19 protein-coding genes are annotated in these 24,543 nt (G+C 44.1%); 15 read left to right on the top strand and 4 right to left on the bottom strand.

All coding sequences use genetic code 11. The features are described 5' to 3' along the window. Positions 1-111 precede the first annotated feature (111 nt). The 11 genes from A6K76_RS09015 to A6K76_RS08965 all read left to right on the top strand — a co-directional run bounded on the left by A6K76_RS09015 (position 112) and on the right by A6K76_RS08965 (position 15,460). Positions 112-2,169 carry a sensor domain-containing diguanylate cyclase gene (locus A6K76_RS09015; RefSeq protein ID WP_066464257.1) on the top strand — a complete coding sequence of 686 codons (2,058 nt, stop codon included), beginning with the start codon at positions 112-114 and terminating at the stop codon, positions 2,167-2,169. A gap of 438 nt (positions 2,170-2,607) precedes the next feature. Continuing rightward, entirely contained in the window at positions 2,608-3,282 is a 675-nt protein-coding gene (locus A6K76_RS09010; protein WP_066464256.1) for a response regulator transcription factor, read from the top strand. Further along, positions 3,279-4,637: a sensor histidine kinase gene (locus A6K76_RS09005; RefSeq protein ID WP_066464255.1), complete on the top strand. Its 1,359-nt coding sequence runs from the start codon at positions 3,279-3,281 to the stop codon at positions 4,635-4,637. Before A6K76_RS09010 ends, A6K76_RS09005 begins: the two co-directional genes overlap by 4 nt. A 220-nt stretch (positions 4,638-4,857) precedes the next feature. Then, positions 4,858-7,671 (top strand): 2-oxoglutarate dehydrogenase E1 component, encoded by a 2,814-nt coding sequence (locus A6K76_RS09000; RefSeq protein ID WP_066464250.1) that lies wholly within the window; start codon positions 4,858-4,860, stop codon positions 7,669-7,671. Positions 7,672-7,758: 87 nt separating this feature from the next. Continuing rightward, positions 7,759-9,003: a 2-oxoglutarate dehydrogenase complex dihydrolipoyllysine-residue succinyltransferase gene (odhB, locus tag A6K76_RS08995; RefSeq protein WP_066464249.1), complete on the top strand. Its 1,245-nt coding sequence runs from the start codon at positions 7,759-7,761 to the stop codon at positions 9,001-9,003. Between the two features lie 615 nt (positions 9,004-9,618). Then, positions 9,619-10,461, top strand: coding sequence for a transporter substrate-binding domain-containing protein (locus A6K76_RS08990; RefSeq protein WP_066464248.1), 843 nt, complete (start codon positions 9,619-9,621; stop codon positions 10,459-10,461). Between the two features lie 106 nt (positions 10,462-10,567). Beyond that, a complete protein-coding gene (locus A6K76_RS08985; protein ID WP_066464246.1) occupies positions 10,568-12,238 on the top strand; it encodes an AAA family ATPase in 1,671 nt (556 codons plus the stop codon). Then, positions 12,231-13,448 (top strand): hypothetical protein, encoded by a 1,218-nt coding sequence (locus tag A6K76_RS08980; RefSeq protein WP_066464243.1) that lies wholly within the window; start codon positions 12,231-12,233, stop codon positions 13,446-13,448. Before A6K76_RS08985 ends, A6K76_RS08980 begins: the two co-directional genes overlap by 8 nt. Before the next feature lie 75 nt (positions 13,449-13,523). Beyond that, the gene (locus A6K76_RS08975; RefSeq protein ID WP_066464241.1) at positions 13,524-14,009 is read left to right on the top strand and encodes an RNA polymerase sigma factor; all 486 of its coding nucleotides are present in this window, start codon (positions 13,524-13,526) and stop codon (positions 14,007-14,009) included. After that, complete coding sequence (locus tag A6K76_RS08970; protein ID WP_066464240.1) at positions 13,996-14,877, top strand: hypothetical protein; 882 nt, start codon at positions 13,996-13,998, stop codon at positions 14,875-14,877. The genes A6K76_RS08975 and A6K76_RS08970 overlap by 14 nt, the downstream gene beginning before the upstream one ends. Before the next feature lie 379 nt (positions 14,878-15,256). Next, on the top strand, positions 15,257-15,460 hold the full coding sequence (locus A6K76_RS08965; RefSeq protein WP_066464238.1) for a DUF6501 family protein: 204 nt from the start codon (positions 15,257-15,259) through the stop codon (positions 15,458-15,460). Between the two features lie 42 nt (positions 15,461-15,502). On the opposite strand, the gene A6K76_RS08960 is transcribed toward A6K76_RS08965, so the two are convergent. From A6K76_RS08960 to A6K76_RS08945, 4 genes are all read right to left on the bottom strand, one after another. Beyond that, positions 15,503-15,709: a DUF2187 family protein gene (locus A6K76_RS08960; protein WP_066464236.1), complete on the bottom strand. Its 207-nt coding sequence runs from the start codon at positions 15,707-15,709 to the stop codon at positions 15,503-15,505. Positions 15,710-16,159: 450 nt separating this feature from the next. After that, positions 16,160-17,224, bottom strand: a complete 1,065-nt coding sequence (locus A6K76_RS08955; protein ID WP_066464234.1) for a toxic anion resistance protein — start codon at positions 17,222-17,224, stop codon at positions 16,160-16,162. A gap of 8 nt (positions 17,225-17,232) precedes the next feature. After that, the gene (locus tag A6K76_RS08950; protein WP_066464231.1) at positions 17,233-17,871 is read right to left on the bottom strand and encodes a 5-bromo-4-chloroindolyl phosphate hydrolysis family protein; all 639 of its coding nucleotides are present in this window, start codon (positions 17,869-17,871) and stop codon (positions 17,233-17,235) included. Between the two features lie 214 nt (positions 17,872-18,085). Then, the gene (locus A6K76_RS08945) at positions 18,086-19,804 is read right to left on the bottom strand and encodes a globin-coupled sensor protein (RefSeq protein WP_066464228.1); all 1,719 of its coding nucleotides are present in this window, start codon (positions 19,802-19,804) and stop codon (positions 18,086-18,088) included. Positions 19,805-19,940: 136 nt separating this feature from the next. Here A6K76_RS08945 and A6K76_RS08940 point away from each other — a divergent pair, with 136 nt between their 5' ends. The 4 genes from A6K76_RS08940 (at position 19,941) to A6K76_RS08925 (ending at position 24,514) form a co-directional block, all read left to right on the top strand. Beyond that, on the top strand, positions 19,941-20,219 hold the full coding sequence (locus A6K76_RS08940) for a DUF1033 family protein (RefSeq protein ID WP_066464225.1): 279 nt from the start codon (positions 19,941-19,943) through the stop codon (positions 20,217-20,219). Positions 20,220-20,342: 123 nt separating this feature from the next. Next, positions 20,343-20,543: a cold-shock protein gene (locus A6K76_RS08935; RefSeq protein WP_066464223.1), complete on the top strand. Its 201-nt coding sequence runs from the start codon at positions 20,343-20,345 to the stop codon at positions 20,541-20,543. Positions 20,544-20,976: 433 nt separating this feature from the next. Continuing rightward, entirely contained in the window at positions 20,977-22,701 is a 1,725-nt protein-coding gene (locus A6K76_RS08930) for an S-layer homology domain-containing protein (RefSeq protein WP_066464221.1), read from the top strand. A gap of 130 nt (positions 22,702-22,831) precedes the next feature. Beyond that, positions 22,832-24,514 (top strand): methyl-accepting chemotaxis protein, encoded by a 1,683-nt coding sequence (locus tag A6K76_RS08925; RefSeq protein WP_066464219.1) that lies wholly within the window; start codon positions 22,832-22,834, stop codon positions 24,512-24,514. Positions 24,515-24,543 lie beyond the last annotated feature (29 nt).

Here is a 24,543-nt window from a genome sequence, read left to right as displayed (position 1 = left end):
GAGTAGATTTGTTCTCGAATTTCCGCAAATTTTGTTCGCTACATACCGAGTATGATATAATCGATTGAGCGATAAACGTATAAGTTTTCAATGGCAGGGGTGAGTGGACATATGTCTCAAAATATTTTTACAGCAAAGCACTTCGATATGATGTTTGGCAACAGTTTAGATTATGTGTTTCTAATGAAAAAGGTTGGCGATAATTATCAATACGTAGCAATTAACGAAAGCGTACGCCAACTTTTTCAACAAGACGCGACAAATTTATTCATTACCGATTTGTTAAGTGCTGAAACTGTGCATTTTATGCGATCTTACTACGACGATGCGGTTGCAACACAGCAGCAGGTGACATATCAAGATTATACGCATTTTCAAATTGCACAGAAGTTTGAGACGACGCTTTATCCATTTTCACAGCATGAAGAGCAATATGTGCTGGCAATTACAAAAGCGCTCCGCTATAAAAGAGAATTAGCGGACTACTACTTCTTTACCCGTTCTTTATTATTTAACTCCTATTACAGCACAATAATGCTTTCGTTGGATAATGTTATACAAGACTTTAGTTCCAAAGTTTTAGAAGAAACTGGTCTGAAGCGCGAGGAGTTAATTGGACAGTCATTTGTTGAGCTGACGTTATTTGATGAACAGCAGCGACACGAAATCGCACATTATTTGCAGCAAGTATGTGACAATGAGGAGCGTTCGTCGTTGCTCGTGCAAATGACGTTACCAAACAAAAAGCAAAAACATTTTTTATTATCGGCAAACATTGTGCAGGACAATTCATATATGGATGCGATGTTCGTCGTGCTGCAAGATATTACGGCGCATCATAAGCAAACGGAGCAGCTCCGCCTAGCGATACGCGATGTGGAGCGAATGCAAAAAGCGCTCAATTCGACGGTAGAAATTGTCATTACCGATATATACGGCACGATCATAGATGTAAACGAGCCGTATTGCCGCACTGCAAGGTATACGCGAGAGGAGCTCATATGTAAAAACGTGAGCATTTTACAGTCGCGCGTGCAATCGATGCAATATTATGAGCAAGTGTGGCACGATTATTTAATTAAAGGTGAAACGTGGCGCGGTGAAGTGTGCAACATTACGAAGTACGGGCAGCCGTATTGGTTAGATATGACGGTGCTGCCGTTACTAAATGACGCGGGTGAGGTTGAGCAATTTATGTCGATCAACTTGAACGTGACCGAAAAAAAGGCGATTATGACCGAGTTAAATCATATTAGCCGCATGTTCCATATGATTACCGAAAACACGAGCGACTTTATTGCAATCGTCAATGAAGATGGTATATTACAATATGTTTCGCCGTCGTATGCGCGCTTGCTGCAATATACACAGCAGGAGCTACAAGGTGCGTTTTATTCCTCGATTTTAGCTGAAAAAAGTCAAAGCTTATGGCAAAATGAATTGTACGAAACGCTATTAAACGCAGGGCAATATAGCATGGAATTTGAGCTTGTCGGGCGCAATGGGCAAACGTATTTCATTGAAAGCAATATTTCGGTCGTCAATGACGTGCTCCGACCGAACGTACGTCAAATTTTGCTCGTGTCGCGTGAAATTACAGCGCGTAAGCAAAAGGAGACGGAGCTATTATATATGGCGTATCACGATGCACTGACAGGCTTGCCGAATCGTCGCTTTTTAGAGCAGCAATTCGTCGTGGCGAAAAAAGATGCGCTCAAGTACAATGAGTCGATCGGGCTGCTTTATTTAGATGGCGATAACTTTAAAGGCATTAACGACGGCTACGGGCATGACGTCGGCGATCAGTTTTTACGGGAGTTCGGTATTGCATTACGCCAAAGTGTGCGCGTGCATGATATCGTTGTGCGCGTCGGTGGCGATGAATTTATCGTGCTGCTGCCGGGACTGCTTCGCGATAAAGAAATTCGTCGCGAACAAGTCGAAAACGTTATTAAGTCGATTCATGAACGTTTACGTAAAGGATGGTACATACAAGACGCTCATTTCTCACCGACAACTTCGATTGGCATTTCATTTTTTCCAGAGGCGAGCATGGATTTATCGCGGCTTGTCGATGCGGCCGACCATGCGCTATTGTTAGCGAAACAGCGAGGCAAAAATCGCTGGGCGTATTTCCATGAAGTGACAAGCTATGTCGGCTCGAAATAAAAGGCGGACTAAAAAGGCAAAAGCGTGAGCGCAACATTACAAGCTCGTGTGACGTCTTCGGAAAGCCTGATTCGATGTGAAGAGCCGACGAACAAAACGCGAAAATACATTCACCGTCTATATACATTCATTATTTAGGTTCTATTTCAAAATCGGTGTTTGCAACATGTAAATGTATGTTCTCAAATGCAGGCGGCGACTTTTGCGGGAAAAGCGCGCGCCGAAAATACAAGGAACAAAGACTAATTTCGTCGCGTCCATGCGACAACGCTTTCGTAATCGACATCATGTTGACTACCGCGAAAAGCGTCCGCCGTCATGAAAGAACGATCAAGAACATCTTTTAGTTAAGAACGACTATGTATAAATATAAAACGAGGCTGGGCAATGAGTATTCACTTATTTGCGCAGCCCCATTTTGTAGAAAGGAATCATTATATGAAAAAAGTATTAGTAGTAGAAGATGATAAAAGCATCGCGCGCTTTGTCGAACTCGAATTAAAATATGAAGGCTTCGACGTTACGGTAAAGCATGACGGGCGAGACGGCTTACACGAGGCGCAAACAAAGCAGTTTGATATTTTACTGCTCGACGTCATGCTGCCGGGGCTAAACGGCATTGAAATTTGTCGACGTATGCGCGCAACGTCGAACGTGCCCATTTTATTGCTGACGGCGCGTGATGCGGTGATGGATCGTGTGTCGGGGCTTGATGCGGGCGCGGACGATTATTTAGTGAAGCCGTTTGCGATTGAGGAGCTGCTCGCACGCATTCGCAGCATACTTCGCCGCACGACGCGTGACGACGCAGCCGAGACGTTACGGGTGCGCGACGTCGTCATTGATGAGCAGGCGTACGTCGCAACAGCAGCAGGCGACAAGCTCGATTTAACGAAAACGGAATACGATTTACTGAAGTATTTAGTAGAAGAAAAAAATCGCGTCTGCACGCGCGACCAAATTTTACAGCGCGTATGGGGGTTTGATACGGACGTCGAAACGAATGTTGTTGACGTGTACATTCGCCATTTGCGTGCGAAGCTTCCACAAGTGAGCAATCCTTACATCGAGACGGTACGTGGTGTCGGCTATGTCATGAGGGAGGACGTATGAAGCAGCGGTCGTTAAAGGAAAAATGGACTGCGGTGACGTCGCTTGTCATTTTCGTTAGCTACGCGCTCATGTGCACGGTCGTTTACATCGCGCTTCATGCGTGGCTAAGCAATGAGGAGGAACGCGAGGCGAGGCGCACGATGGACGATTTAGTCGCGATGTTTGAAACGCAGCAAGGTCGGCTAACGATTGAAGACTTTCAGCAAAATAACGGCTTAATGAACGCCATCGTCGACCGCAATGAAACGGCGTACATTTTAACGACAAATGGTGAGCCAATCGTACAAATTAATAATGCGGCCCCTGTATATCCGCAAATGAATGTGTCGTTTATTGAAAGGAACAACGCATTCATTTTTAATACGCCTGTGCAAATTGGGCTGTTTCAAGGGGTGCTGCAAGTTATTCACCCACTCAATGCGTTTACCGAGCTTATGCGCTACATTTTGATTGCGATGCTCATTGCGGGCTTTGCGGCGCTGTTATTGTCGGCGCTCATTGGGTATCAGCTTGCGAATTATTTCATGCGTCCGATCGAGGCGCTCAGCCAGGAAATGACGCGCGTGAAGGAGCACGGCTTTACGGAGCGCACGCACGTTGCCTATGCGACGAACGATGAAATTGGCAAGCTGCTGAACGTATATGACGCAATGATGGAGCAGCTCGAGCAATCGTTTGAGCAGCAAAAGCGTTTTGTGTCTGATGCATCACATGAGCTGCGCACGCCGATTCAAGCACTCGAGGGGCATTTGTCGCTCATTCAGCGCTGGGGCAAGCATGACGAGACGGTTTTAGAGGAGTCGATTGAGACGTCACTGATTGAAACGCGGCGCATGAAGCGGATGATTGAGGAATTGCTGCAGCTTGCACGACGCGAACGACTAGACGGCGGGCATGCAAACGTGTATGATGTCGTCGAGGCTGTTGCGCTACAAATGCAATATGTTGCACCGCAGTTGACGCTTCATAATCAGGTAAAGCAAGATGTGCATGTGAACGTGCCAGATAGCGTGCTGCATCACATTATAAAAAATATTGTCGAAAACGCTGTAAAGTATAGCGACGACAAGCCGATTGTATATGTGCGTACAATATTAGATGAGCGCTGTCGCATCGAGATTGAAGATAACGGACAAGGCATTGACGCGCAGCATTTGCCGCATATATTTGACCGCTTTTATCGCATCGACGCAGCACGCACGCGACAGACGGAAGGCACGGGCTTAGGATTAGCCATTGTCAAAGCGCTTGTTGAAAGCTATAATGGCGATGTATTTGTAAAGTCTGTCGTTGGCGTTGGCACCGTTTTCATTGTTGAATTTGACTTATTTCATGTCGAAAAATCATTAAATTAAAACGACTTATGCGCTCTCGTGAAAAAAATTGCTAATTTTAATGAAAAGTGTTGTATTTTTTGTGAAGAGTAGTAAGATTGAAAAGGAAAAAATGTTCTTAGATATTATCAGGTAAACGCTTATAAATACAATGCAAGCGTGGTAATATTGTAAGTGATTCATTGATAATACAAAAATTAATGGACTGCCTACTGATAGGCAAAATTTGGAGGTTATTTTCATGTCGAACAATGTAACGCCTGCAGGAATTTGGTCAGCATTCTCGGGTCCAAACCTTGGATATGTGCTTGAACAGTATGACGTATACGTTCAATCACCAGAAGAAGTATCAGACAAAGAGCTTGTAGCTTTATTTGAACAATTTGGTGCACCAACTGTTGAGGGAGTAGCTGCTGCTGAAGTAACAAGCGCAGGTGCAACAGTTGCACAAGCAGATTTCAAAAAAATCTTAGGTGCTGCACAATTAGCTGAAGCGATTCGTCAACACGGTCACTTAGCAGCGGATCTTTACCCATTAAAAGACCGTCAATTAGATTCTTCTCGCATCGAAGAAAGTGCATACGGCTTATCTGCTGCTGATTTAGCAAGCATGCCTGCATCAATGTTCTTTGAGCAAGTACCAGCTGGCGTAACAAACGGTAAAGAAGCAATCGATTACTTAAAATCAATTTACGTAGGGAAAATTGGTTTTGAATACGGTCACGTTACGAACAAGGAAGAAAAAGCTTGGATCAAAGCACAAGTAGAAGGCGGCGCTGTACAAACAAAGCTTTCTGCTGATGAGAAAAAAGCGGTTCTTGAGCGTTTAACACGCATCGAAGGTTTCGAAAAATTCATCCACAAAACATTCGTAGGTCAAAAGCGCTTCTCTGGTGAAGGTTTAGACACACAAGTTATTTTATTCGATGAAATTTTAAAAGCTGCTGAAACAGCAAAAGTTGAAAATGTACGCATCGGTATGGCGCACCGTGGTCGTTTAAACGTATTAACTCACGTATTAAACAAACCATATGCAATGATGTTTGCAGATTTCGCACACGTAACGAATGATTACTTCTTACCAGAAGACGGTCGTTTATCTATTACAAAAGGCTGGACAGGCGACGTGAAATACCACATGGGTGCATCTTACAACCGTGAATCTGGTATGAACGTATCACTTGCATACAACCCATCTCACTTAGAAGTGGGCGCACCAGTTGTAATGGGGCAAACACGTGCGGCACAAGATAACCGTGCAAAAGCAGGGGCAGTTGACTTTGATGCATTAAAAGCATTAGGTATTATCGTACACGGTGACGCAGCATTCCCAGGTCAAGGGATTGTAACAGAAACATTAAACTTTGCGAAAACAGAAGGCTTCTCTAACGGCGGAACAATTCACATTATCGCAAACAACATGATCGGTTTCACGACAGAGCATTACGATTCACGTTCTTCTAAATATTCTTCTGACGCAGCAAAAGGCTATGAAGTACCAGTTGTACACGTAAACGCTGATTCTCCAGAAGACGTAGTAGCTGTTGGTCGCTTTGCGGTTGCATACCGTCAAACGTTCCAAAAAGACATCGTAATTGACTTAATCGGTTACCGTCGCTACGGTCATAACGAAACGGATGACCCAACAGTAACAAACCCAGATACGTACAAATTAGTAGCGAAGCATGAAACAATCCGTAAATTATACGGTGCAGAGCTTGCAGCAGCTGGAATCGTATCAAACGAAGAAGTAGACAAATTAGACAAAGACATTTATGCAGAGCTTCAAGCTGCTTACGACCACGTAAAAGAGGTTGGTAAAACAGACGAGCACAAACATGTTGAAATGCCTGAAGAGCTAAAAGTAGACTTCCCTGAAATCGACACGACAGTTGATGCAGCGCGTTTAGCGAAAATTAACGATGAATTATTGCAATTCACTGACGGTTTCGAGCCACAAAACAAGCTTGGTAAAATTTTAGCAAAACGTGCAGAAGCATACGAAACAGCGAAAATCGACTGGGGTCATGCAGAAACATTAGCGTTTGCAACAATTATCCAAGACGGTAAAGCGATTCGCTTCACTGGTCAAGATGCACAACGCGGTACGTTCTCACAACGTCACTTAGTGTTACATGACAAAAACAACGGTGCATTATTCACGCCATTACACAACATCGAAGGCGCGAAAGCAACATTTACAGTACACAACTCACCGCTTACTGAGGCTGGTGTTGTTGGTTACGAATACGGTTACTCTTTAGAAACAGAAGATACGTTAAACATTTGGGAAGCACAATTCGGTGACTTCGCGAACATGGCACAAGTAATGTTCGATAACTTCATTTCTGGCGCTCGCTCTAAGTGGGGTCAAAAATCTGGTTTCGTCATTCTTTTACCACACGGTTACGAAGGTCAAGGCCCAGAGCACTCTTCAAGCCGCATCGAGCGTTTCTTACAAATGTCAGCTGAAAATAACTGGTTCGTAGCAAACTGTTCAAATGCAGGTAACTACTACCACTTATTACGTCGTCAAGCGGCTATGCTTGGCACAGAAGGCGTTCGTCCATTAGTAGTAGCTTCTCCAAAATACTTATTACGTCACCCACTTGCAGCAGCATCAGCTGAGCAATTAACGACTGGTAAGTTTGAAGAAGTAATTGAACAACCAGGCTTAGGTCAAAACGCAGCAGCAGTAGAAAAAGTATTACTTGGTACTGGTAAAGTGACAATTGACTTAGCTGACCGCGTGAAAGACGGAGAAGGGTTCGATCACTTACACATCGTACGTGTAGAGCAATTATATCCATTCCCAGCGCAACAAATTTCAGACATTATTGCACGCTACCCGAACGTAAAAGAAATCGCTTGGGTACAAGAAGAGCCGAAAAACCAAGGTCCTTGGAATTACGCGCTTGAGCAATTATTAGACGTAGCAGCAGGTAAGAAATTATCGTACGTTGGTCGTCCAGCAATGTCTTCTACTTCTGAAGGTGACGCAGATGCTCATAAAGAAGCACAAGCGAAACTTATTGCAGAAGCTGTAGCAAAGTAATAAGATAACTATAATGTGAGAGGCACAACAAACCTCTCACATATTTAACAGATAATGGTTTGTTTTATAAACGAGGAGGAAATGATCGTGGCAGAAATTAAAATCCCTGAATTAGCAGAATCTATTACAGAAGGTACAATTGCCCAGTGGGTGAAAAAAGTTGGTGACCGCGTAGAAAAAGGCGAGTTCATCATGGAACTAGAAACAGATAAAGTAAACGCTGAAATCATCTCTGAAGAAGCGGGCGTATTAACGCAAATTTTAGCTGAAGAAGGCGACACTGTAAACGTAGGTCAAGTTGTGGCAATCGTAGAAGCAGGTGAAGGCGCAGCTCCAGCACCAGCTCAAGAAGCACCTAAAGCAGAAGCAGCACCAGCTCAAGAAGCTCCAAAAGCAGCGGCACCAGCTCCTGTAGTAGAAGAATCAGGTGAGCGCGTAATCGCTTCTCCAGCAGCTCGCAAATTAGCTCGCGAAAAAGGCATTAGCTTATCAGCGATTAACCCAGTGGACATCCACGGTCGCGTACGTGTACAAGACGTTGCAGCTCACGGTACAGCTCCAGCAGCGGCACCAGCAGCAGCTCCAGTAGCATTCACAGGTGGTCCAGTAGTATTCGCACCAGCTTCTGAAACAGATCGCGTAACAATCGAAAAAATGTCTCGTCGTCGTCAAACAATTGCAAAACGTTTATTAGAAGTTAAACAATCAACTGCAATGTTAACTACGTTCAACGAAATCGACATGACAAACATTATGGCATTACGTAAACGCAAGCAAGACGGCTTCGTAAAAGAAAACGACATCAAATTAGGTTTCATGTCATTCTTCACAAAAGCAGTAGTTGCAGCGCTTAAAAAATATCCATACGTAAACGCTCAAATCCAAGGTGACGAAATTCACTTAAACAACTTCTACGATATCGGTATTGCCGTATCAACTGAAGAAGGTTTAGTAGTACCAATCGTGCGTGATGCAAACGCTAAAAACTTCGCTGAAATCGAAAAAGATATCGCGGACTTAGCTTCTAAAGCACGCGACAAAAAATTAGGCTTAAACGACATGGCTGGTGGTTCATTCACAATCACTAACGGTGGTGTATTCGGTTCATTAATGTCAACACCAATCATGAACGGTACACAAGCTGGTATTTTAGGTATGCACTCAATCGTTAACCGTCCAGTAGCAGTTAACGGCGAAATCGAAATCCGTCCAATGATGTACGTGGCATTATCTTATGACCACCGTATTATCGATGGTAAAGATTCTGTAGGCTTCTTAAAAACAGTTAAAGAAATGATCGAGAACCCAGAAGATTTATTATTAAACTCTTAATTTCAATAAAAGATGCACGAACGCTCCGATGTGACGTTCGTGCATCTTTTTTTCGTTCGTTTCAAGCAATTTTTATGCGTCAATATGAGCTCACTGCAATAAACCGAAAAATAGGTATTTTTATCATAATATTGACAATTAACAGCGCGTATTATACTCTTTTAATGTTAATGGGAAGGTAGCGTATTGTAATCGCTACTTTTATTTTTCGTTAATATTGTCAAACAGATCTGTTGATTAGCCATTTATATGGTTCATCACCGTAAGCTGGGGTTGACGCATAAAGGTTGCTTGAAACGAGAGGCGGACTCCTGCGGGAAAAGCGCGAGCCTCGAGACCCCGCAGTCGTGAGGCACGAACGACGAGGAGGCTTGAGCCGCGCCCGCGGAAAGCCTGCCTCGACGTGGAAAGCAACCCCAAGTTATGGTGAAGATCCATTTATATACAGTGAAGTCGGCTGTTTTTAGCAACAATTTAGAAATAAATGCTGCATGTTAGTGGCAGTAAGTGTGCGGCGAGCCCCAGGAAAGTGAGCCGCAATACGCTTCTGCCAATTGATTGGCTAATCAACACGCTTAATTGTCAAACTATTCAGTGTATAAAGGAGATTTCAAAATGTGGAAAAGTAGTCGTGTATTAATGCTTATGCTCATAGTAACGGTCGTACTCGTTGCATGTAGCAAAGAAGAGGAGCAAGTAGTTAGTGAAGCAAAAGTGGAACAAAAGGAGCCGTTCAAAGTTGGATTAGAGGCGGACTATCCACCGTTTAACTGGACGCAAGCAACAGAGGCAAATGGTGCGGTGAAGCTTGACGGCTCGTTTGAATATGCAGGAGGCTACGATGTAGAAGTAGCAAAGGAAGTAGTCGAAGCACTCGGAAAAGAATTAGTGCTGGTGAAAACAGAATGGGACGATTTAATTCCAAATCTTGAAGCAGGAAAGATTGATGCGATTATCGCGGGCATGTCGCCAACTGCGGAGCGAAAAGAGCGCATTGATTTTAGTGATACATATTACGCATCTGATTTTGTAATCGTGACAAAAGGAGATAGTCCATATGCAAAGGCTAGAACGTTAGCTGATTTCCAAGGTGCGAAAATTACAGCGCAGCTAAATACGACGCTTTATAACGTCATTGATCAAATGGCTAATGTGCAAAAGCAGGCGGCGATGGAAAGCTTTGCGGTCATGCGTGAAGCAGTAGAGCAAGGGACAATCGACGGCTACGTAGCGGAACGTTCAGAAGCAATTTCAGCGACTGCAGCATACGATACGTTTACATATATAGAGTTTGAGCAAGGCTTTGATGTGGAGCCTGAGGAGCTATCGATTGCAATTGGTGTACGTAAAGGGTATGAACATTTAGACGAAATTAACAGCGCACTTAGCACATTGACAGAAATCGATCAGCAAATGTTTATGGTGCAAGCAATTAGCAATACGCCTGTCACACAATAATGAAAAAAGCGATTCGTACACGTGCTACGGATCGTTTTTTTCATGGCGAAGTTCCGTCTGTTTTTTAGTGTCGTTCGTGCTACACTACAAGTAACGAGGTGAAAACATGAACAAACAAGCAATTTATGACGCAGTGCAGCAATGGCAGCAACGATGTTTAATCGACGACCGCTCGCTATTTACAGACGAAGTGCTTTGGACGAACGAGCATTTACATACGTTACAAACATTGCTAGAGCGAAGTGATGTGCGCACATTTGATGACGCTTGGCGCACGCAGCTACGCGGTGCAGACGACGCGATGTATGCGCTCCTCGTTGAAGTGCTGTACATGTATTATTTGTTTCCACAAAGCAGCTCCGTACGTTACGAAACGAAAAAACGAAAGCTGTTGGACGTTGCACAAGCAGGTGGCATTGCGCGACCGACTGACGAGCAGTTACAGCCGTTACAAGCAGGCTTAGCGGCGACGGGCACGTTTTACAATGCGGCGAAATATGATGAAGTGCGCTACATCGTGCAGTTTGCGCTGTCGTTAAAACAGTTAGCACGAGAGCAGCGTGAAGCACTTCTTGCAAGCCCGTGGGAAGGATTGAAGCGCCTGCTTGTCGACGCGCGCCAAACGATGAAAAAAGATGTGCAAATGGAGCATATACTCGCACACTTGCTCGCCCCGACGTATTACGCATGCATCGCGAGCAGCGCACATAAAACGCGCATTATCGAAGCGTTTAAACATATACTGAAGCATCGCGAGGACGACATCGATCGCCAGCTGTACGATTTGCGTCAGGAGCTATCAAATGAAATGGAGGACGTTGATTTTTACGCATCACCGTTATATGCGATGTGGCAGCCGAAAAAGAGTGAGCCGACGTTATCGCTGCACGGGCTCGTATTTGGCGATGCAAGTGATGTGCTGCGTGCGCAAATTGAAACGGCATTAAAAAGCGGCAAGCACATATTGTTTACAGGCGCACCTGGCACAGGGAAGTCAAAGCTTGCGACGATCGTTTGCGAGCAGCTTGAGCAGCCGTACATGCGTGTCACAGCGAGTGCGAACTGGTCGGCATATGACACGATTGGCGGCTATCGTCCAACGAAAACAGGCGAGCTGCAGTTCCATCCAGGTGTGTTTTTGCAGGCGCTAAAGCCCGATGCGAAATGGCTCATATTAGATGAGATGAACCGTGCGAATATGGACGAAGCGTTCGGTCCGCTTTTTTCGGTGCTTGCCGGTGATGACGTCGTATTACCGTATGAAGCGTCAAACGGTCAGCCAGTCGTGATGACGCGACAGGAGCAACATGGTGAGCACGTATATGTAATGCGTAATGATTGGCGCATCATTGGGACGATGAATACGAGCGATAAGGCGACGTTATTTGACGTTAGCTATGCGCTTATGCGTCGTTTTGCGTTCATTCCGGTGCCGCTGCCAAAAACGATTACGCCCGCACTGATGACGAGTTATTTGCACGCATGGCAGATGACGTATGACGATGTGGAGCAGCTCGCCGCCCTTTGGCAAACAATTCAAGACGTGCGCAAAGTCGGTCCTGCAATAATCGAAGACGTTGTGCGCTACGTGATGTTAAGTGAGCAAGACGATATGACATCGGCGCTCATTTTATACGTCGTGCCACAGCTAGAAGGGGTAGCGAAATACCGCATTGAGCAATGGCTAGATGCGCTAAAGCCATTTCGTGATCATTTGCAAGTGCAGCGGCTGCGTGAGGCGTGTGAAGACTTGTTTAACTGGAGCGACTATGAATAAAGAGGAGCTACTGCAGGAAGTATTACCGTATTTAGTGACGTATGTGCAAGACGGCATCGTGAACATCGCGCCGTACGTAAACGATGCACTGCATATTGAGCGGCTTAGCGATTTGTTAAAGCTTGCAATCTTTAAGCAGCAGGCAACGTTACAGTTTATGCGTGCGTTTACGGCTGATGCGCAATCGATGCGTCGCCGTCATACGACAACTGCAACGTATATTGGGGAAGTGCGCGGATCCATTTGTTGGCAGCCAACGATCGAAAAGCAAACGACGCATTCGAAGCAGCACGTCGTTGTCGCACGAAGTACCGATGCACAAGACGCCGAGCGACAAGTAGTGGAAGCGGTCGCCTATACGCTGCGCACGTCGTATGAACGCGATACGTTTTTACGCACGTTTCAAAGTCGCAGCTGGTATGCGCCGTTTATCGAAGCGATGCCTGCATTTTTGCGCGCGGCAGCACATGTGAAGCGACAGCGTATGACGGCATCACCGCGCATATTGTCTCGCATGGAGCAGCATCAACAGCCGTTATACCGACATGCGGCCAAACTATATCGACAGCTGCATGCCTTACAGCAGCGCCGATATGATGCGACGTTATTACAGCGCGCATTAACGGAATTTTTCATCGTGCCGAAGCATACGGACGTATTGTTTGAGCTATATTGGATCGTGCAAATTATTAAGCAGCAGCGCGATGTAACGTTTCATATGAATGACGGTAAAACGCGCCCACTCGCTTCGTGGCAGCACGGCGACACAAGCGTCACCATTTATCATAATAAAGCGACGACACCGCATACGCAGTTTCATACGGCGTTTCGTGAGCTAGATAGTGCGCATCCGTTCGTGCAGGCGACGAAGCGGGCGGCAATGCAGTTTAACGAAGCAGCGCATACGTTGTTTCAGCGCAAGCAAACGGACTTTGTATGGCGCGGGCGACCGGATTTCACGATCGAGTACGTCAAACACGGCACGTTGACGCACGTTGTCATCGGGGAAGTAAAATATACGACGAACGAAGCATACATTCAGTCGGGGCTTGCACAGCTGCTTCGCTACATGCATTTTATGAAAACGACCGCGCAGCCAAAAGTGTACGGCTTATTGTGTGTGAACGACGATCGTCCGATGCAGTACGACAACATTCAACTGCTCAGTGCGAACGACAGCACGATGCAGCTACCGAAGCTAGAGGAATAATTTCTTCTAGTTTTTTTTAGATGCGCATACAAATTTTTGGCGCTCGTTCGTCTATACATATAAGAGGTGAAGCACATGTCATTTGAGGAGCAGTACACGCAACATTTTCAAGCCATTTACCGCTATATTTTTTACATGACCGGCAGTAAGGAGCTCGCGGAAGATTTGACGCAGGAGACGTTTTTACGTGTGTACAACCGAGGCGAGCTTCATACCGAAATCGCCTACATTCGAACGATTGCGCGTCATTTAGTGTATGATCATTACCGCAAAAAGGCACTCATTCAATGGCTACCATTTACGAAGCAGCACGAGCAGCAAACGACGGCGTTACCAGATTTGCTTATTGCAAAGGAGGAGTTGCGCGAGTTAATGAAGGCGATGCAGCAGCTCAAGCTGTCGCATAAAGAAGTGCTTATTTATCGTAAAATCGAAGGCTACTCGATCGAGGAAACGGCGCGGCTGCTCGGCTGGCGCACGACAAAGGTTGTGAACACACAGCGCAGTGCGATGAAGGCGTTGCAGCGCATATTAGGAGGGATGTACGATGACGTTGAATGAACGATTGCGCGAGCTTAGTCAGCTAAAGGCAACGGACGACCAGCAGCGCCGCATTTATGAGCGCGTGACGAATAAACGACCGAAGCGACCGAAACAATGGAAGCCGCTCGCTGCGATGTGTAGCATTGTACTCATTTTGTTGTTTTTAACGTATGTCGAAAGCGGTGAAAAAACGACGCTACAGTCTGATCCATTATTCGTTGCCCATATGACACAGTTGAAGGACGATTTTTCATTTCCAGTGACGTATTATACGAACGTCACACCGTATGAGTTACGAATCGTACGAAACGCTATTCAAGACATTATAAGTGGCAAGCGTGAGCCAATTGCGCGTGTTGACGACGATTTGGATATTGTAGGATTTGAGCAATCGCCGTCATACGTGTACGCCGAGTATGCGGGGGAGACGTATTTGTTTGAGCACGACTACATGGCGCTGTACGATAGACAAAACGACGTCAGCTATGCGCTAACGGAGGACGAGGACGCATGGCTAAACGCACCGTTTAAGGAGCTGCCGACGTACTTCGTTGTAGGCTTCGTCGTGACGATGGTGTGGAACGGTGCGTTGCCTTATTATTGCAAGCGCACCGGTCGCGAGCAAAAAGGTATAAAGCATGCGCCAAAGCAGTGGCAAGGCATATTTTATTTAATGATGACCGTGAGCATTATATTTATGTTTACCATCATGTTTACGGAGATTGTCGTGTTTAAAGGCTACTTGCTCGCGTTGCTACTCATTGATGCCGTGCTTGCGCTATATATGGGGCGCTTCATTAACGGCGACCGCTTCGACATCGTAACGCATTACATTTCCGTGCTGCTTGGGCTGACGATGGCGGTCTTGTTACTCATGCAGCTATAAGCAAACAGACGTGTTAATACGCCATTTTTATACGACTAAATCGATTGTTTTAAGCGACCAATAGGAAATAAAAGCAGCATCGTAATGGCAGTGAACAAGCGGCGAGACTCCTTGGATAATCAACAGACCTGATAAGCAAATATAAAACGGGCTGTCCGAATGAATCGGGCAGCCCGTTGTATTATTTCCGTGAGTTCCATTCACCGTAAATAAAGAAACATAATATGATGCCAATCGCAATCGCGTAAAAATATTCCAAGCGCCTCACCTCCATCACATTTTAGCAAAAAAATAATTTTTTTCCCACAAAGGTGATAAAATCGTTTAAAATAGGAGTTACAGCTTGTGCGAATTTGCACGAAAAAGAGAGGTTAGTTATATGTTACATTTAAAATGGAAAGATGCACCGACGCTTCGTACAGTGAAGTGCGTACATACGAATGCATCGAAGTACTTAGTATCAAATGTATTAACAGTTGGTAAAGAGTATGAAGTGAAAAACGAAACAGAGGAATTTATCTTTGTGATCGACAACACAGGTAAAGTTGGCGGCTTCTACAAAGAATATTTCGAGGAAGTATAAGCATGAAAAAACGTCCCATTGTATGTGGGACGTTTTTTTATGCTATACAGCTGTCTCCATCGGTGTCACGATTGAATAGTTGCGATGGTTCACGACTGTCATCTCGTTTGGAATTTCGTGCATTACGTGTTTGAACGAGTTTTCTGTTAACTCGACTAACACCGAGTTATCGTAAATTTTTTGTACCGTACCGTATAATTCAAAACCGAAGCGTGAAAATGTAATGTGATTGCCGATCGTTGCTTTCATAGAAACATCCCCTTTATTATATCTATATTTTTTATTTGATAACTTTACCCATTGTTGCATAATTTCAAACGTTTATAAGCTCCTCACTAGAAATTACAGTTGCTTTTCACGTCAAGGCAGGCTTTTCCTTTGTAGTGTTAAGCTTATGTCTTTGCGATTCACTAACGAGTGTCGCCGCTTGCGTTTTGCTACTGATCTACAGCAATTATTTCAGATTAATTGCGAAAATCATCGCTTGCACTGTAGAAATTCTTTCAATATGAGGTTGTGGTGATGAACCCGTTTATGCATAAAATGGCTAAAACATACGAAATAAATGTGTATTAATTACAGATAATTCTAAATTTTATATGAAATGTTGTCAAGGGAATTGTAGAACAATTTATAAAAATAAACAAAAAATGTATATTTCTTTAAACAACTGTAAAGAAATATACATTCATCTTAGTGTTATAATTGACGCTTCGCCATGCGAGAAAGCGGCTGCTGCGTCGCAATTTGCTCGATTTGCTGCTTCGATTCGAGCTGTGATTGCTCAATGTCGATCGTTTCTTGAATCGTCGATAAAAGCTGTGCATGCGTCGTAAATACGTCCGTCGTCGTGTCAGCATGCAGCTGCGCGCTCGCTTCGCCCATTTGTATGCTAAGTGCGTCAATTTGCTGTTGGCGCTCAGCTTCTTTCTTTTGCTGATTCAGCGTGATCGCTAAACTAATTTGTGTTTTCCAAACAGGAATGGCGGTTTGGATGGACGTTTGAATTTTATTTGCAAGCATGCGAGATGTTTGCTGCACGAGGCGAATTTGCGGTGCGCTTTGAATCGTCATCATGCGCGCCATTTCTAAATCGTAAATGCGCTGCTCAAACTGTTCAATCGCACTTTGTAAGTCTTTTAGCTGCTGCTGTGCCATCGGGTCGTCGCTTTCGTTTGCTTGTTGCTGGACGCTCGGCAGCTCCTCATATAGGACGTCAAGACGTTTTACTTCCGCTGCGGCAATGTACAAATTGAGCGCATCGAAATATTTTTTGTTTTGCTCAAATAGTTGGTCGAGCAGCTGTAAGTCGCGCAGCAGCTGAATTTTTGAGCGCTCTAGCTGAACGGACAGGCGATCGACTTGCACGCTAATACGCTTATATTTCGTCATAAGCTGCTGCGTTGACGTTGCACTTTTCGGTAAAAAACGTTTTAAAAACCCGCGTTTTTCGGTTAATGATTGCGGGTTAATTTCTTCGAGTGTATCGGTTAGCTGTGATAGCACGGCCGAAATGTTCGTTTGCTCCTTGCGCTGTACTTGAGCAAGTAAAAGCGTAGAGAAACGAGACAGAGCAAGCTGTGCATCTGTCCCGTATTGTAAAACAGCTTCAAAATCGTGAATATCAATCGTCGCAGCAAGCTCCTGTGCTTGTTGCTGCTGCGTGTGTGGCAACGATTCAATGAGCATCGGCTGCGCATCGCGTTCGAGCGTTGGAGCAGGCATTTGCAGCATTGCTTCCACGTCGTCATATCGGTCGTTCATCGAATCACCTACTCTATATCAAATGTCTTTTTTTGCTCATTAGCCGAAAGCTTCGCAAAATCAATTTCAAGCTTTAAATGCTCGATGTCAGAAGAAAGCACTTGCTTTAAATCATTATCAATGAGCTGTTGCACTGTATCAAGTGTATGCGTCGTTTCTTGCAGCGCCATTTTAATTTCTGGATCCTTTAACGGCTGCGTATTGAGCATCGAATATTTTTCAATGAGCGTGACAGCTGACTCTAAATGCGCATAAAAAAATTGCTCCGCGTTGTAAAAGCGACGTGGGTCTTTTTTTACCATGTTAATGATGCGCTTTGATGTGCGCGACAGTTCATTAATATGTTTAAACGATGCGACCGAGCGAATGCGTAAAAATTGTTTTTGCAATGTATTTAAACGGTTTTGAGCAAGTTGTAGCTGCTCATGAATATGTTTATATTCCGTTTTCGAAAGCTGGAACTGTTGAAGTAGCTTCTTTTTTTGAATAAATTTCGTAATGCTTGCTGTTGAAAAGTACGTAATTGCTGTAGCAGCAACGACCGACAACGGATGTGGCTCAAAAAACAAAGTGGACGCAGTTAACGTCACAAACGATACGATAAAGCTCGATAAATGTCGCATGACAAAATGACCTGCATGTAACATGGGAGCGCCTCCTTCAAAATTATACTTATGCCTATATTTTACGTGAAAGTAACAAAAAAGTTTCAATAATATGCTTACTTCTTTTGCACGTTTATAAAAATTGTACAAAAAACAAGCACGAACGACAGTAGTGTGCTGAAAATCATACATAAAATAAAAGGAGCACTAGAGGTCATTACAAGTTCCTCTAGTACTCGTAGTCCAGCGATAGCGATTAGCCGTCGAGACGTTCTTCTTGTAGTTCATTAATGAGCATATTAATGTATTTTAACACATGTTCAGATGCGATTTCTAATTGCTTTAAGTTCGCTTCAGCTTCTGCGTAATGACGAGCGTTAAAGTTTTCAACTGCTTGACGTGCTGCTTGGTGAACTTCCGCATGGTATTTATCCATTTGCTCATACGCTGGATGCGATTTGAATTTTTTCGCTGTGCGGTCAGAGAAGTACCATTTGCCGAGGCGACAATCTTTATGCGACACGACGTCTGAGCCTTGAATTTGTTCTAAGCCCATAAACATGTTGTAGACGCGCCATTTCCATAAAATATGATCGGCTTTTGATAGCTGTAATAGCGCGATGCTTGATAGTTGTACTTTGTTTTTCTCAACGACGCGTAAACGGAAGTCGTTAATTTCTGCGCCGAGGCGGTGAATGCCGATCGACGTATCTTCACCGTATTCACGCACTTCTTCAGAAAGGCGCGCAATGCGGTTCATCGTGTTTGAAATTTCATCAACGGCGGCTGCTTGCTCTTGTGATACAGCGGCTGTCGTCGTTACGTCTAAGCTAATTTGCTCTACCGCATCGACGATTGAAGATAAAATAGGGAGTGAGTTTTTCGCTTCATTTGTCGCATCGTGAATTGTCATTTTCGTTGAGTGAATGGAGTTGGATACGTCGTTTGAATATTTCTTTAAGTGCTGTACGTTTTCGCGAACGCTGCCGAGTGCAGACACCGTTCCTTCTGCAAGCTTGCGAACTTCTTGTGCTACGACCGAGAAGCCTTTGCCGTGCTCTCCTGCGCGTGCTGCTTCAATGGATGCATTTAGCGCAAGCAAGTTTGTTTGGTCTGCGATGCCGTTAATTAACGTTACGACAGACTCGATGTCATTTACGCGATCTTGCAAGTCGTTAAACGTGTCGACGATTTGTGTGAACGTTTCCTCTGTTTTGAAAATATCGTTCAATGCATGCTCAATGTCTTGTTGACCACGCGCAGCAAGTGTAAGCGAGTCCGCTGTTTTTTCAGAAATGCGCGTCGATGTGCGAGCAACTTCTGTAATGGCAGACGATAGCTCTTCAGTTGCCGTTGCAGTACGTTGAATTTGAACGTTTTGCTCATCTAAACTTTGCACTAAGTCTTTCATCGACATAATACGTGCATTCGAATCCATTAAGTCGGAAATTTCACGGACGACATTTTCAATCATGCGCTCCGTCAACAATTCGACTAAAATTTGCTGGTCGATGTTTAGCGCGAGCTGCACCGAATGGATCAAAGCAATTGTTTTGTTTTTTTTCTCTAAATGCAGTAAATTAATTAAATCAAAGCCAAATTGATTAAATACAGATACTAATTTTCCAGGCTCAAAATGATTTTTTCTAAATTGATAAAAGAAGCTCAAGTTTTTTTCGACGTAATCGTTGTCGCGCGGATGTGTAAAAAATCGCTCTAAGTAACGTCGGATCGTTGGTTCATCGATTGGATTTTTGCCTGATTCGTGGATGTGTGCGAGTCTTGTATGGAATGTTTCACAAATTGTTTGAATATGCGCTGATACTAGTGAATAAGCTTCCTTCAAGTAAACGTGATCTTGCGTTTGAAATGAATTAGATGCTAACGTTTGCAGTAAGCGTCCATCAACATGAATATCTGTTTTGTATGTTGGTGTACTAGATAAAACGGGTTGTTGTTTGCTTTTAAAAAACATTTGAAAACACTCCTTCATAAGTGAAAATAAGATTTTTAGGTTTATTGTATCATGTATTGTAACATGGAAAATAGTGAAAATTAATTACAACACGTAAACAATAATTATAGAATGAAGAACTAAAGGGGAATGTAGCATGTACGAGATAATTGTAATGGAAGCTGACTATGAACCGTGGTGGCAATTTGACGGTTGGGAAGATTATGTAATCGAAAAATTTCAGTTTAATACAGCAATAGAGCTAGAGGAACATTTACAAATGCTGTTGCTTATGTATCGACAAAAATATCCAAACGAAGAGTGCCGCAACAAATTTTTTTATGCGTTTTGGGATGAAGAGGAGCAATTTTTTTGCGACGCATGCGATGATGATGCGCAATTGTATCACGGCATTATCGTTCGTTGTGAAACGTGAAAAAACGTTGCAATTTCCATAAATAAAATTGACAATATTGAGGTAGATGTTATAATAAATGTAACAAATGAATGAATGTGCACTCATTTGTTATATTTATTTTTTTTTTGGAGGTTTTCTCGCATGAAACAAGGTACAGTAAAATGGTTTAACTCAGAAAAAGGTTTTGGATTCATCGAAGTAGAAGGCGAAAGCGACGTATTCGTACACTTCTCAGCAATCCAAGGTGAAGGTTTCAAGACTCTTGACGAGGGTCAACAAGTGGAATTCGAAGTTGTAGATGGCAACCGCGGACCACAAGCTGCTAACGTAACTAAACTTTAATTTTCATAATTAAACTTAATTTCGTTAATTAAAGCACTCTACTTTTGTAGGGTGCTTTTTTTGTGCGATCAAATACGTTTGTTGAACTGTTTTTAGCGAAAAACGGTTCAGCACCGTAAGCTAGGACGTGTCTGAAAACTTCACCATTCCGTATACATAATAGCGAGGAACGACATCGCGTTCTTTGTCATCGCGTGGCGTTGCTTTCCACCAAACATCGGATCCCTAAGAGATGTATGTGCACAGACAAAGCGAGCCGTAATACGATCTGCAGGTAGATGAGCGAATGAAACGCATTTATTTGACGAAGCAGTCATTTCAGCATAAGCTAGTACACAGCATTTTCGTTCGTCTATGTGCGAATATGCGCCTATAGTAAACTAAAAAATTGTCCGATATAATGAGGGAATAATGAAAGGAAGTGCTTTACGTAATGAAACGAAATTTATGGGCGGCAACGTTTGCGACAGCAGTAATCGTCGCAGCAGCACCAATTGCACAAGCCGCAACATTTACAGATATTGCGTCATATGACGAGGCGACACAAAAGGAAATTACGTCGTTACATGAGCTCGGTATTATTAACGGAACGACGGCGACGACATTTAGCCCGGCGCGCGACATTACACGATCGCAAGTTGTAAAAATTTTAGGGCGTTACTTAGTGAAAGAAGGCTACGCGACGATTCCAGCTGATGCGTTAACGAAGGAGCGCTACAGCGACATTAAAGTGACAGGTAGCGACAAGGAGCTTATTCAGCTAGCCGCAGTCGTAAAGGATTACGGCATTTTTAACGGCTCAAACGGACAGCTAAAGCCACGTGACGTCATGAACCGTCAAAACATGGTGCTCGTATTAAGCCGTTTAGTCGATGCGGTGCAAAAGGATTCAAACGTACTTGTGATGATGGCAAAAGGCAAGCCGACGAACGTAACCGATTTAGCGAAGGCGAAAGCGGAAACGAAGGACATTATTCAAGCGTTTAACGCGCTCGGCTTATCGAATGCGGCGACGTTTAACCCGAACAACAACGTAAAGCGCTCGCACTTTGCATCGTTTATGTATCGAATTATTGAGCTATTAGATGAAAGCGAAGTAGAAGAAACGCCGACGACACCGACGCTTCCACCAGGCACGTACAGAGCGAGCGATTTAGGGCTACAGTCGATTACACGTATTGCTGATGCGACGAGTGAAATTGGGGCGAAATTGACAAATGGCATGCTGCAAGTCGTACAGGCGACAAATAACACACCAGAGGACTTCTTTGAAATTGTGGACGTGGAAGGAAAAACATTATTTGGGCATACGCGCTCAACACCGGCAGAGTTTTTTGCAGACAGTAACGGATATGTTTCATTAGAGCAATATTTAGGTATATCTGTGCGTGTGCCGATCGCTGCGTTCAAATTAGATACGTTTAGCAGCTTGTCATATAAGACGACGGACGGTGCAACAGATGAAGCAGCAGCAATTCATGCAAATGGCGTGCTCGTGCTATCGGATTCAATTGGCGTGAACAACATTGTCACATTAACGCTGCGAGGGACGTACAAAGGGCAAGCTGTGACGCGTACGGTGCAATATTATTTCAACGGTCTCGGTGAAGCGATTTTCAATACGCCAAATAAAAATGTCGCATTAAATTACCATTATGAAATGGCAGATACGGGCGATATTTTAATGGATGGAGAAATTGCGACAAATAAAACGCTCTATTATTTCCCGATTAACGAAACACTCGGCTGGGATGCGGTAGCGTTTGGCGACGATTGGACGATCAATCAATTAAAGGCATTATTTGGTACAAATGGCACGAAATCATCAATTGACTTTAAAAAACATAACGCTATGTTAATTGTTGATGACGAGCTGACGAATTACGGCGTGAAATCAATTGAGTTTATGGATAGTTTCATCACATCTTATACGCAAAACGTGAAGTTGCCGTTTTCGGTGAACATCGAATCGATTGAGGTAATGGGTGATGTAACTGTGAAGCGCGTTAGCAACGATACGTTAGCGTTAACCGTTATTGGGCCGGAGCCAGAAGATGCACTCATATTCATTGAGACGACGAGTGGACGTGAATACATTTTAGCTGTACGTGAAGAAGATAGTGTATTATCAGTTGAAGAGGTAGGAGACGACTGGTAAAATAATGTGGAAAATCATTCGAAGCACGATCGTTTCGAATGATTTTTCCTTTTGCTAGAAAAATGAATGCATAAAGGTTGAATTGATTTTTCTAGTATAATAATATAAAGGAAATGAAAGAGGTGTAAACGTGAAGTTATTCGGTAAATTATTCATATGTTTTTTAATCGTTTCCATATTATTCGTAGGGCTAACAACATTTTTATTTACTCGTATGGAAAATATACGTACTAATGGTGAAGCAATTTACGAAGTTGGTGTAGAACCATCGATTGATTTAATTGAGCTCGGCACACGCATCGAAAATACGCGTGTACATATGGTATCGTCTGTGTTATATCAAAATAGTGAAGCGGTAGTAAGTGCGAAAGGCAACTTAGAGTTGATTGACGAGACGATCGCGAAGCTTGAGCAAAATGCGCAAACGGAAAATATGAAAAATGCGTTAGTGCAGTTTAATGAGGCATTTCAAGCGTTCGAGCAGCAAATACGAAACAATATTGCGTACGTTGAACAAAAACGTTGGGCAGATGCAACGAGTGGCATTCAAAACATTCGCCCACATTTCGAAAAAGTACAGCAAACGTTCCAGCAAGTAAAAGAAGTACATACAGCAGACATGAAATTGATTGCAGATGCGAATGCAGAGATGGCAAGCAGTACGCGCACAACATCGGTATTACTCGCAACGGTTGTATTCGCAATTGCGCTAACGATTGCGTACTTCTTCTCACGTAGCATCGTGCAGCGCCTGCAGCTCGTAACGGCTCGCGCGAAACAAATTGCGACAGGTGATTTAACAGGAGAAGCGTTAAGCATTGCGCGAAAAGATGAAATTCGCGAAGTGGCACTTAGCTTAAATGATATGCAGCAAGCACTGCGCATCGTCGTAGTCGAAGCGGCATCGTCAAGTGAGCAAGTATCAGCGAGTGCGGAGGAAGTATCAGCAACGGCTCAAGGTACAGCGGCAACGAGTGTTCGCTTAACGAGCTTAGCGGAAACAAATTATAAAACGGCACAGCAGCAAGTAGATGAAACGGCGAACATTCGCACGGCGATGACGCAGCTAGAGCAAAACGTCGAGCAAATTCAGACGAACAGCTTGCAAATGGCGTCGTTGTCTCAGCAAACGAAAGAAAAAACGGTCGTCGGGGCAGAAGCAGTACAAAGCGTCAACGAACAAATTCATGCGATTGCGAAAACATCGAAGCAAACGGAGCAGGCTGCAGTCGAGCTACAGCAAACATCGCTTGAAATTGAAGGGATCGTTGGGCTCATTACACAAATTGCCGATCAAACGAACTTACTTGCGCTAAACGCGTCGATTGAAGCGGCACGAGCTGGAGAGCACGGTAAAGGTTTTGCGGTCGTAGCAGAAGAAGTACGTAGCTTAGCGGAGCAATCAAGCAAATCTGCAACGCAAATTACCGCACTTGTGCAGCACATTCGCGAGCAAATGGCGATGGTTGTCACATCGGTGCAGCAGGAGACGACAAGCGTTGAGCAAGGGCTAACACGCTCTACTGCGGTGCAAGTCGCATTTGACGACATTGCGAAAATGATTGAGGAAGTTGCTTCACATATCGATGAAACGAATATGGAAATGGTTCATTTACGCACGTATCAGCAGCTCGTTTCGACGCATGCGGACACGATCGCGCACCTTGCTGAAACGACGGCTACAAGCGCCATCGAATCAAGTCAAGCGAGCGAGGAGCAGCACGCATCGATCGCGGAGTTAAGTCTTGCGAACAACTCATTAGCGGAGCTGTCGGAGCATTTACGCGACGTCATTAAACATTTCAAAGTGTAACGAAGTAAAGGAGCTGACCGAACAATCGG

Origin of the sequence: Caryophanon latum, assembly GCF_001700325.1 — a bacterium.
GTDB lineage: Bacteria > Bacillota > Bacilli > Bacillales_A > Planococcaceae > Caryophanon > Caryophanon latum.
This window is presented reverse-complemented; position numbering and strand designations above follow the sequence as displayed.